The 10,355-nt window shown below is 68.1% G+C and carries 14 protein-coding genes and 1 pseudogene; 6 read left to right on the top strand and 9 right to left on the bottom strand.

Annotation, left to right across the window (positions count from 1 at the left end; translation table 11 throughout):
- The 4 genes and pseudogenes from GQS65_RS14765 to GQS65_RS14750 form a co-directional block, all read right to left on the bottom strand.
- A pseudogene (locus GQS65_RS14765) lies at positions 1–173 on the bottom strand (MATE family efflux transporter); the annotation flags it as partial.
- Positions 170–760: a TetR/AcrR family transcriptional regulator gene (locus GQS65_RS14760; protein WP_158205400.1), complete on the bottom strand. Its 591-nt coding sequence runs from the start codon at positions 758–760 to the stop codon at positions 170–172. The pseudogene GQS65_RS14765 and the gene GQS65_RS14760, both read right to left, overlap by 4 nt.
- A 70-nt stretch (positions 761–830) precedes the next feature.
- A complete protein-coding gene (locus GQS65_RS14755; protein ID WP_368280240.1) occupies positions 831–2,459 on the bottom strand; it encodes a GMC oxidoreductase in 1,629 nt (542 codons plus the stop codon).
- Positions 2,456–3,028, bottom strand: a complete 573-nt coding sequence (locus GQS65_RS14750; RefSeq protein WP_158205399.1) for a gluconate 2-dehydrogenase subunit 3 family protein — start codon at positions 3,026–3,028, stop codon at positions 2,456–2,458. Before GQS65_RS14750 ends, GQS65_RS14755 begins: the two co-directional genes overlap by 4 nt.
- Positions 3,029–3,136: 108 nt before the next feature.
- Between GQS65_RS14750 and phaZ the strand changes: the two genes are divergently transcribed.
- Positions 3,137–4,060 carry an intracellular short-chain-length polyhydroxyalkanoate depolymerase gene (gene phaZ / locus GQS65_RS14745; protein ID WP_158205398.1) on the top strand — a complete coding sequence of 308 codons (924 nt, stop codon included), beginning with the start codon at positions 3,137–3,139 and terminating at the stop codon, positions 4,058–4,060.
- A 13-nt stretch (positions 4,061–4,073) separates the two neighbouring features.
- On the opposite strand, the gene GQS65_RS14740 is transcribed toward phaZ, so the two are convergent.
- Positions 4,074–4,820, bottom strand: coding sequence for a fumarylacetoacetate hydrolase family protein (locus GQS65_RS14740; RefSeq protein ID WP_158205397.1), 747 nt, complete (start codon positions 4,818–4,820; stop codon positions 4,074–4,076).
- Between the two features lie 99 nt (positions 4,821–4,919).
- On the opposite strand from GQS65_RS14740, the gene GQS65_RS14735 reads away from it, so the two are divergent.
- The 3 genes from GQS65_RS14735 (at position 4,920) to GQS65_RS14725 (ending at position 6,718) form a co-directional block, all read left to right on the top strand.
- Positions 4,920–5,636, top strand: a complete 717-nt coding sequence (locus GQS65_RS14735) for a metal-dependent hydrolase (RefSeq protein ID WP_158205396.1) — start codon at positions 4,920–4,922, stop codon at positions 5,634–5,636.
- A gap of 249 nt (positions 5,637–5,885) precedes the next feature.
- A complete protein-coding gene (locus tag GQS65_RS14730; RefSeq protein WP_158205395.1) occupies positions 5,886–6,209 on the top strand; it encodes a HalOD1 output domain-containing protein in 324 nt (107 codons plus the stop codon).
- Positions 6,210–6,319: 110 nt separating this feature from the next.
- The gene (locus tag GQS65_RS14725) at positions 6,320–6,718 is read left to right on the top strand and encodes an OsmC family protein (protein ID WP_158205394.1); all 399 of its coding nucleotides are present in this window, start codon (positions 6,320–6,322) and stop codon (positions 6,716–6,718) included.
- A gap of 80 nt (positions 6,719–6,798) precedes the next feature.
- Here GQS65_RS14725 and GQS65_RS14720 read toward each other — a convergent pair whose 3' ends face one another.
- On the bottom strand, positions 6,799–6,942 hold the full coding sequence (locus GQS65_RS14720) for a rubrerythrin-like domain-containing protein (protein WP_158205393.1): 144 nt from the start codon (positions 6,940–6,942) through the stop codon (positions 6,799–6,801).
- A gap of 82 nt (positions 6,943–7,024) precedes the next feature.
- Complete coding sequence (locus GQS65_RS14715) at positions 7,025–7,627, bottom strand: class I SAM-dependent methyltransferase (protein ID WP_158205392.1); 603 nt, start codon at positions 7,625–7,627, stop codon at positions 7,025–7,027.
- 115 nt (positions 7,628–7,742) lie between these two features.
- Here GQS65_RS14715 and GQS65_RS21445 point away from each other — a divergent pair, with 115 nt between their 5' ends.
- Positions 7,743–7,907 carry an HEWD family protein gene (locus tag GQS65_RS21445; protein ID WP_199268477.1) on the top strand — a complete coding sequence of 55 codons (165 nt, stop codon included), beginning with the start codon at positions 7,743–7,745 and terminating at the stop codon, positions 7,905–7,907.
- A gap of 48 nt (positions 7,908–7,955) precedes the next feature.
- Here GQS65_RS21445 and GQS65_RS14710 read toward each other — a convergent pair whose 3' ends face one another.
- On the bottom strand, positions 7,956–9,008 hold the full coding sequence (locus tag GQS65_RS14710) for a hypothetical protein (RefSeq protein ID WP_158205391.1): 1,053 nt from the start codon (positions 9,006–9,008) through the stop codon (positions 7,956–7,958).
- 173 nt (positions 9,009–9,181) lie between these two features.
- Between GQS65_RS14710 and GQS65_RS14705 the strand changes: the two genes are divergently transcribed.
- Positions 9,182–9,574, top strand: a complete 393-nt coding sequence (locus GQS65_RS14705; RefSeq protein ID WP_158205390.1) for a hypothetical protein — start codon at positions 9,182–9,184, stop codon at positions 9,572–9,574.
- Positions 9,575–9,589: 15 nt separating this feature from the next.
- On the opposite strand, the gene GQS65_RS14700 is transcribed toward GQS65_RS14705, so the two are convergent.
- Entirely contained in the window at positions 9,590–10,348 is a 759-nt protein-coding gene (locus GQS65_RS14700) for a ribonuclease H-like domain-containing protein (protein ID WP_368280236.1), read from the bottom strand.
- Positions 10,349–10,355: the final 7 nt, after the last annotated feature.

Raw genomic sequence — 10,355 nt, 5'->3', positions numbered from 1 at the left:
GAGGCCGAGTGCCGTCACCGCGTCCTCGCCGAGGCGGCCGACCCAGAACTGTCCGCGAGGTTGTAGCCGACCTGCAGGAGCATCGAGAGGATGATGGGGCCGGAGAGGAACAGCATCGGCTTGACGAGGTCGCCGTCGGTGACGTTGACCGAGCGGTCGTCGCCCCCGCTCATTCGTCGCCTCGGAGGGAGGCGAGCAGACGGTCGACGCCCTCGCGGGTCGTCGGCATCACGTCGTCGTCGGTGGTCGCGTAGCGCAGCATCGCGCCGTCGATGGTCGAGAGCAGTACGTCCGCGAGGGCGTCGACGTCCACCGCACGGAGTCGACCCGCCTCGATGTCCCGTTCGATGAGTTCGACGAGCGTCTCGCGGAACAGGCGGTCGTAGAGCGTGAACTGCTCGCGGTAGTCGGGGTCGGAGGCCGCCTCCGCCCGCATCTGGACGAACGCCGCCCGGAAGCCGGCACGCTCCTCGTCGACTTCGGGAGGGATCATCGCTTCGACGAACTCGACGGTCGTCTCCACGTCGTCGCTGTCGAGGAACTCCGCGTTCCGGTCGATGAGCCACCCCAGGAACTCGACGAGCAGGTCGTCTTTCGTCTCGTAGTGGTAGTAGAGCAGCGACTTCGACTTCTCGAACTCGTCGGCGATGTTCTGGATGGTCAGGTCCGCGGTGCCGTTGTCACGAAGCGCCCGGTAGGTGGCCTTCATGATGGCCTCGCGGGTGTCCTCGCAGTCGTCGCTGGAGGTGTCCGCACTCATTGGTGACTGAATATTCAGTCAGCCCCGAAAAGCGTTACGAGAGCGGCGACGCCACGCGCCGTGTCACCGACTACCGCAAGGCCGCGTCCAGTCGGTCGGCCGCACGTAACGCCAGCGCGGCGATGGTGAGCGTCGGGTTCATCGCGCCGCCGGTCGGGAACACCGACGAGGAGACCACCGAGCAGTTGGGGTGGTCGTGGGTCCGCAGGTTCGGGTCGACGACGCTCGTCTCGGGGTCGGTGCCCATCCGCGTCGTCCCCATGTGGTGGAACGCGGGGCCGGTGTCCTCGGGACCGACCTGCCAGCGTCTCTCCGCGCCGAGTTCGTCGAGGATCGCCTCCTGAATCTCGTTGGCCCGGGCGACGGTTCGCCGGGTCCGGTCGTCGACGTCCCAGACGACACGCGGGACGGGGTTGCCGTGGTCGTCGGTCCGGTCGGGGTCGAGTTCGACGCGGTTCTCCGCACGGGGTAACTGGCCGACGAGCGCCCCCACCTCGACGAACTGACCGTATCTCTCACGAACCGCTGTCAGCAACTCGTCGCCCCACCGCTCGGAGTCGAGGGCCACGTCCGTCGGCGCGGGGCCGGCGTAGTTGACGAACTCCAGTTTGATGGGTCCACAGTCGGCGTCGGTCGCCGGAACCGACCCGTCGGTCCCCGACGCACCCGCCGTCGGGTCGTCGTAGAACTGGTGGCACTCGCTGGTGTTGAACCCGACGTGCTTCTGCCGGGTCGGGTCGTCGAGGACGCCGCCCGTGCCGGCGTAGAGATGGTCCATGAAGTACCGCCCGACCGCGCCCGAGGAGTTGGCGAGGCCGTCGGGGGTGCGCTCGTCGGCCGACAGCAAGAGGAGACGTGGCGTCTCGACGCCCCCCGCCGCGAGGACGAACTGCTCGGCCTCGACGGTCCGTTCCTCGCCGTCTCCGGACGGCCCGTCGTCGGTGTAGACCACCCGGACGACGCGCTCACCGTTCGCGTCGGTCGCCAGTCGCTGGACCGGGGCGTTGGCGACGACGGTCGCACCCGCCGCTTCCGCCCGTGCGACGTGGCGCTCGGCGGTGTACTTCGCCCGCGAGGGGCAGACCGGCTTGCAGGTGCCGTAGCCGACGCAGGCCGGGGCGTCGTCGTACCCCTCGCTGTTCCGGGCGTTTCCGGCCGAGTGCATGTCCACACCCAGACGCTCGCAGGCCGACGCGAACAGCGAGTCCGAGTACGACGGCGGGAACGCGGGCATCGGGTACGGCTCCTCGCGGGGCGGGCCGTGGGGGTCGTCGTCGGCCCCGGCGACGCCCAGTTCGCGCTCGGCGGCGGCGTAGTACGGGCGCAGGTCGTCGTAGCCGATGGGCCAGTCCACGCCTACGCCGTCCCGCGTTCGTCGCTCGAAGTCCGACTCGTGAAAGCGCATCACCATCCCGTGCCAGTGGAGCGAACTGCCACCGACGCCCTTGACACGGGCGTGGTTCAGCGGGTAGTGTCGCCCCTCGCTGGTGTAGGCGTCGCGCTCCCCGCCCATCTCCCAGACGCCACGCCAGTCGCCCGTGCGGACGAACTCCTCCATCCGGCGGACCCGGTCCTCGTCCTCGCCGTCGAATCGAGGCCCGGCCTCCAACAGGACCACGTCGTGGCCCGCCTCGGCGAGTCGACACCCCACGAGTGCCCCGGCCGGCCCGGTCCCGACGATGCAGACGTCCGTGTTCACGAGGCATCACCGCCATCGGGGGACGAGTCGGTGGGGTGACCGCGCCCCGGCCCCCGCCGATAGCTCTCCGTCCCGCCGGGGTAGCCCGGTGGGTTCTCGATGCCCGCGAGGTCCCCGCCAGTCGGCGAGGCGTAGAACGCGTACAGCAGTTCGTTCACGACGTAGTACCGGACCCGCTCCGCTCGACTCCCGTCGGGGTCGGCCGCTGCCACGTCGGTCCCCATCTCGCGCAGTATCGACTCGCGGGTCGTGGCGTCGAGGTCCGCGAACGCGCCGTCGTACCACTCGCGGGCCGCCTCGTCGACCGCTCGAACGGCCGCCACGACGCCCTCGCGGTACGCCTCACGGCCACGGAGTCGGCCGAGCGAGTACGTCGCCACGAACGCCTCGACGCCGTCGACGTCGCTCGGATACAGCACCTCGGCGGCCCCGACGAGCGTCGGCAGCAGGTCCTCGTCGGTGGCCTCGTCGAGCGCGGCGTCGTCGAGGAGGACACCCGTGGCCACCCCGACGCCCGCCAGCCCCGTCGCTCCGAGTGCAACGAGCGCGTCCCGACGACTCAGTCGCATCGGTCGTGGATTAGGTAGACCTAAACTTATGCGTTGGCATCCGGAATCGGACGGGGAGTCGACTCCGCGGGCGAACCGTTTTCTCCCGTCGTGTCATCTCATCCATCGATGCCCGTCGCAGCCGTTTCCGACCTGCCCGTCCGAACCGTCGACCTCCCGACCGGCGAGACCGTCGGCTACCGCCACCGCGAGGGCGACGTTCCGCTCGTCCTCCTCCACGGCAACATGACCTCCTCGAAACACTGGGACCTGGTCCTCGACGCCATCGACGAGCGCTTCGACGTCTACGCGATGGACATGCGCGGGTTCGGCGCGTCGAGCTACGAGACACCCGTCGACTCGCTGGCGGACTTCGCCGCCGACGTGGGGCCGTTCGCCGACGCCGTCGGCCTCGACAGCTTCCACCTCTGGGGCTGGTCGACCGGCGGTGGCGTGGCGATGCAGTTCGCCGCCGAACACCCCGAACGCGTCGAGCGTCTCGTGTTGATGGACTCGGTGAGCACCCGTGGCTACCCGCTGTTCCACACCGACGAGACCGGCCAACCGACCGGCGAACCGATGACCACCCGCGAGGAGATAGCCGCCGCGCCCGCGCTCGCACCGGTCTATCAGGCCCACGAGACCGAGAACAGAGAGACGTTCAAAGCGGTCTGGAATCAGCTCATCTACACCGACGAACGGCCCGAAGACGACCTCTACGAGGACTACGTCGACGACATGCTCACCCAGCGTAACATCGTCGACGTCTACCACGCGCTGGCGCACTTCAACGTCAGCGACGAGACGAACGCCTACGGCGAGGGGTCGGGCCTGGCGAGCGAGATAACGCACCCGACGCTCGTCGTCCACGGCGACCGTGACCTCGTCATCCCGCGTGAGATGGCCGACGAGACGCTCGCTGACCTGCCGAACGCCGAACTCGTCGAACTCGAAGACTGCGGCCACTCGCCACCTATCGACGCGCTCGACGACCTGCTCGACGCGGTCGAACCGTTCCTGCTCGACGAGGAGGACGCGGAGGCGGCCGCGTAGTCGGTGTGTCCGACTACGGAATCCGAACCTCGTTTTCGAGCGTGCCGACGCCTTCGACCTCGATTTCGACCACGTCGCCGTCTTCGAGGGGGCCGACCCCCGCGGGCGTCCCGGTAGCGACGACGTCGCCCGGCTCCAGCGTCAGGTAGGTCGTTATCTCCTCGACGAGGTCCGGGACGGAGAAGACGAACTGGTCTCGAGAGCCGTCCTGTCGCGTCTCGCCGTTGACTCGCGCCCGGACGAACGCGTCGTCGGGCACCTCGTCGGGGGTGGCGACGACCGGACCGACCGGCGCGGACTGGTCGAACGCCTTCCCGCGGACCCAGTTTTGCTCTCGGTTCTGGTCGTCGCGGTTCGAGAGGTCGTTCAGGCAGGTGAATCCCTCGACGTACTCCATCGCGTCGTCGGCACTGACACCCTTCGCACGCTCGCCGACGACGACGGCGAGTTCCGCCTCGTGGTCGAGGCGCTCTTTCCCGCTCGGGAGGGTCACCGTCTCCCCGTGGGCGGCGACGCTGTTGGGTGGTTTGAGGAAGAGCAGCGGCCGGTCGGGGACGTCGTTGTCCATCTCGGCGGCGTGGTCGGCGTAGTTCCGGCCGACACAGACGAACTTGCTCGGCTCACACGGTGCGAGCAGTTCGACGGCGGCGGGGTCGAACGTCTCGCCGTCCGCTGTGAGTTCGGCCTCGTCGTCGAGGTCGCCGTGCAGTTCGCCGCGGTGGACGTTCCCCGTCGAGTCCCGGAAGCGTGCGAGTCGCATGCGGACGCCTTCGCGGCCGCCGAGTTAACTCCTGTTCAAACCGACCGTCCTGCCACCAAGCGTACCGTTAAGCCCGAGGCGTGAGTGGCCCCGACCGTCATGGAACTGAACTGGCACGGCCACTCGACGTGGTCGGTCACCGTCGGCGACACGGACCTGCTCATCGATCCGTTCTTCGAGAACCCGAACACCGAGATGGGTCCCGAGGACTTCGACCCGGACTACCTGCTGCTCACCCACGCCCACCAGGACCACATCGCCCACGCGGGGGAGTTCACCGACGCGACAGTCGTCGCCGTCCCCGAACTCTGTGGGTTCCTCGAAGACGAGATGGGACTGGAGAACCACATCGGCGGGATGGGGATGAACCTCGGCGGGACCGTCGAGTGCGGCGACGCGTTCGTGACGATGCACCGCGCCGACCACACCAACGGCGCGAACACGGGCTACGAGTACGACGTCGGGATGCCCGCCGGCTTCGTCGTCTCCGACGAACGGCCCGGTCCCGACAGCGACGCGACGTCGTTCTACCACGCCGGCGACACCGGCCTGATGACCGAGATGAAGGAGGTCATCGCGCCGTACCTCCAGCCCGACGCCGCCGCACTCCCCGTCGGCGACCACTTCACGATGGGGCCGTGGCAGGCGGCCATCGCCACGGAGTGGCTCGACGTCGACCACGTCTTCCCGATGCACTACGACACGTTCCCGCCCATCGAAGTCGACACCGACGAGTTCGTCGAACAGGTGGAGGCGACCGGCACCCACGCCGACGTCCACGTCCTCGACGGCGACGAGTCGTTCACGCTGGAGTGAACTGAACGACACGGGTCGTCGAACGGTCGGACGCGGCCCGTCCCCGTCGCCGTCGTGCAGTGCTGGTTGTTCGCATATTCAGAGAGTCCGACGGACAGTACATTTATCACCTTTTGTGCTCTGAATAATCACATCGAACGGCAGCGCTGCCGGTTCTCTCGGTCCATGGGTGAGCGCTCCGACTCTCCGGAGTGTGACCCACCGTCTTCGACGGGGCCGAGCCAGCAGCGTGCCGATATCGCATCCACCATGAGTAGCCAGAGCAGTCATTCACTCGCGGAGAACGCGTGGCAGAACGACGGGTCGGACCTCCAGATGCGGTTCGACCCGAGAACGGAGTCGGTCTGTGAGACCATCGTAGTCGCTGTCGCGGAGTCGCTCGGCGAGTCGCCACTGGAGATTCCGACGGTCCACGACAGCATCGACCCGGACGCACTCGACTCGCTGTTCGCGCTCAGATGCCCGGATTCGGGGGCCGCTCCACGGTGCAGGCTGGCGTTCAGGTACGCGGGCTGTCTCGTCCGTGTCTACTCGTCGGGGTACGTGACGGTAGACCCGAACGAGCGAATCTGACCGGCCACGGCTTCCGGCCGGGGCCGGTCCGTTCGGTCGGCGGACGGAGGGGCCCCCCGACGCACGAACGACCTATCTTTTTGGTCGGTCCGCGTAAGGGTCCGGACGCAATGGCAGACGTCGAAGCAACCACAACGTCCGAAGAGGGGTACACGAGTGTCAGTCGCGTCGGCGACTTCGAGTTGACCGTCGACGCGACGGGCGAGGACGGCCCGACGCCGAACCAGGTACTGGCGGCGGACTACGCCTCCTGTTTCATCCCCGCGTTCCGCGTCGGCGGGAACAAGGAGGGCCACGACGACCTCGGGAAGATCACGACGGAGGTCGAAGCCGACCTGAACGACGACGACGACCTGACCGCGATTCGCTTCGTCATGCACGTCGAAGCGGACCTCTCGGACGAGGAGTTCGACGCCATCGTCGAACGCGCCGAGGGGATCTGTCACGTCCACGACTCGCTCAAGGAGTCGCTCCACGCCGACATCACGGTCCACGGCGGCCAGTTCTGAACGACCGCTCCTCGAACCGTTGGGGCACACGACCGTCGCTCACCGACGGTCACGGGGTCGGCCGAGAAGGTGGGTCGTCGCTACTCCCGAGCGACGGCGATGTTCTTGATCGTGCCACCACACTCCGGGCACGAACCGACGTGCTCGGACGAGGCGGTGCGGTGCTGACAGTCTACGCACTCGAAGACGGCCTCCCCCGGTGTGTACGGGTCTACAGTGCTCATGCTCATACCGGACGCTCTGGAGCCGTCACGTAAACGTGTTACGTGTTAACACACTAGTATCGTCGGAGGAGGTATTAGGTGATTAAGGAGCGAGTCGGAGCGAGCAGGCGAACGTCTCCTGACGCTCGCTGGCGAACTCGACGGTGAATCCGGCGGCGGCGAACGCCTCCGTGCAGTCGTCGAGTGCGAACCGTTCGTCGAGGGGCGGGCCCTCTGCGCCCTCCCCGTTCGCGCTCCAGTCGACGATACCGACGCGAGCGTCCGGGTTCAGGACTCGGTGGAGTTCGGCGAGCGCGCCCTCGCCACTCGCGGCCTCCGTCCGCTCGTGCCGTCCGTCCGCGGGTCGCTCGGGCCCGAACTCGTGGTACGTCATCGTCGAGAACGCGCCGTCGAGGTGGTCGTCGGGGAACGGCAGGTCGTCGACGGCCGCCTCGACCGGTTCGACGTTCTGCGGGACGCCCTTCTCCCGGTAGAACTCGTGCATCTCCCGCTGGACGTCGACGGCGTAACACGTCTCGACGTGGGGGGCGACGTCGTCGGTGTAGAAGCCGGTTCCGCTCCCGAGGTCCGCGACGACGCCACCGAGGTCGAACAGCGCGCGCAGTTCCTCGGCCGAGCAGAACCGGTATCGGGACTCCGCTTCGAGGTTCGGCGCTCGGTCGGGGTCGTAGGTGTGAAAGCCCATGGTCGGTGGAAGCGGGCGACCCGCATAGTCGTAGCCCGTCCGAACCCCCGAGCCACGACCGACTGCCGGCCGTGCCGGCGTCGGATTGATACTGCTCCGTGCGCTGATTGGTGGTATGGTGCGAATCACCCCGCCCAGCGAACGGACGTGTGAGCGCTGTGGCCGCGAGGACCACTGGAACGCCGACCGACAGTCGTGGGTCATCGGCGGCGTCGAGGGTGACCCTTACTGTCTCCACGAGTGGGACATCAACGGTAACTACAACCCCGTCGCGGAGTAGACGCGGCGACGGGCGCGACGACTCCCCGGAACGAGACGAGGCGGCCCTTCAGAACGGGAGCGTGGCGACACCGGCGATGTCGAGGAGACCCAGACAGAGACCGAACAGGAACACGGCGGCGAACGGCGCGTCGAAGTGCGTCTCGGCGTGGGCGTAGAACACGCGCTGGAGAAGTTCTCCGAAGACGGCCACGACGACGCCGCCGACGGTTCCGACGACGACGGCCACCGGGAGGGACACCGACGCGGCGAACGTCGCCGCCGTCGCGTCCGCGGGTCCGAGTGCCAGCACGGCCATGCCCGACGCGAGCGCGACGTGGTAGCAGACCGGAACCTCCTCACGAACGACGAACCCCAGCAGCGCGGCGGCAGCGAGGCCGAACGCCAGCAGTGCGCTCGCGGTGAGGGACGCGAGTACCGACGCGGGGAGGCCCACCACGACGCCGAGTGCGAGGGCGCTCCGCCAGTCGGCCTGCCACGGCGCGAACGGTTCGACGACGAACCGCGTGGTCACGTTCGGGACGCCGCTCGACGACTCGGCGGGCCGGTCGTTCGACTCGACGACCCGTCCGCCGTCGGTCATCGGTTCCCGACGCTCGCCACGCTCGTACGGCGACATGTCGAGGAGTCCACTGCGAACCTCGCCGACGAGCGGGTAGCCGAGGAGGACGCGGTGGGCGAACGCAGAGAGGACGACGGCGGCCGTGATAGGGTCGAACGGGACACCGAGGGTCGCGTAGCCCCACGCGAACACCCCGCCGAGGACGCCGAACGCGCCGCCGACGGCGAGCGCCTTCGGGTGTGCCGACAGCGGCGTCGTGACGTCCTTCGCGGGATGGTAGCGGTACCCCTCGTCCATGTACCCGCGACGGACGGCGTAGGCCGCCGCCGCCACACCCCCACCGAAGAGGACGTGCGGGCCGAACCAGACGGTGTAGCCCAGCGGCGTCGGCACGGCCGCCGGAAGCGCCACGTCGGCGTACGCCAGCAGTTGACCGACGACGACGAGACAGCCGAGGACGCCGAGGGAGAGATACCCCCCTAGCGCGGCACCGAGTGCGCCGCCGACGGCAGCGACGGCGACGACTGCGACTACGCTCACGGGGTCGACCACTCACCGCTCACCTCGACGCCGTCCGTACATGTCACCCACTGACGAATCGGGATAGAAAGGCGTGTCTACTTCCCGCGACGGGGGGCCGTTCAACGGGTTTATGTTCCTCAACCGATGCAGGCGAGGTATGGAACGGCCTGGGGGACAGCGAGGGAACACCGATGCGTGATTCGCTCTGTCGAGACCTGACGGGGACGTTCGTCGGATGCGACGGGGAGCCGACGCGTGCGACCTGTAGTTTCCACGACCGACCCTGTGGACTCGCGGCGGGCGACGTCCTCCAGTTGGAGGTCGAACGGATGGACGGCGAGTGGACACCGCTCTTCCACCGCTGTCAGGGTCACGCCGTCGAGGAGTTCCCCGACGAACACACCGTCCACGGGACGGCCCAAGCGCTGGTCACCGCCCGTCTCGAACCGACCGGTGCGCATCTGCCGGGAACCGGCCGCTACCACCCGGAGGCGCTGACCATCGGTGAGGTCGAGGTACAGGACGTCTCGACGGTCGAACACGGCCGCCGCTCGCCGCTGTCGGACCGCGACGAGTTGCAGTAGACCGGTTCTCGCCGCTCAGAGCAGTCCGTCGGTGGCGTCGTCGTGGAGCGTCCGCGAGAGGTCGTCCATCAACGTCCGAAGGTTGACCGCGTCGTCACGGTTGTACGAGACGAGCGTCTCCAGGGAGTCCTCGGACCCACCTTCGTACTCGTGCCAGAGACGCACCGCGTCGCGCCCGGAGATGTCCGGTCGGTCGCGTTCGATACCGACGTCCTTCTCGATAGCCTTCAGCCCGCCCGACAGGCCGACACGGCCACAGGCGTAGCGCAGGTCGAGGTGCGGCACGTCGAGGTCCAGGTCGTAACTCGTCTCCAGGAACGGCACGTCGAACGTCGTCCCGTTGAACGTGACGAGCAACGGCGCGTCGAGCGCCTCACGAAGCGTCTCGCGCGTGAGCGGTTCCCCGACGACGGGGTCGGGGTCGTTGACCAGCGTCCGGACCTCGCCGTCGTGGAGCAGGCTGACGGTCGTCACCTGGTCGCGGTGGTGGGAGAGGCCGGTCGTCTCGATGTCGAAGAAACACGCCCCCTCGCGGAAGTCCTCGTAGAGTCGCCAGCGGTGCTGACTGGGGAACGCGGCGTCGAAGAACTGCGCGTTCCCGGACGCGAGGTGGTCTCGCCCCTCGTCGATGAACGAGGCGATGCGCTCGCCGGTCACCTCCCCAACCGCGTCTCGCTCGAACTCGTCCCAGTGGGTGATGCCCTGCTCCCACAGACGGCGTTCGGTCGTCTCCCCGACGCCCTGAACGGGGATGAAACTGTTCTCGATTCGCACGAGTCCA

It is taken from the genome of Halomarina oriensis, assembly GCF_009791395.1.
Lineage (GTDB): Archaea > Halobacteriota > Halobacteria > Halobacteriales > Haloarculaceae > Halomarina > Halomarina oriensis.
This window is presented reverse-complemented; position numbering and strand designations above follow the sequence as displayed.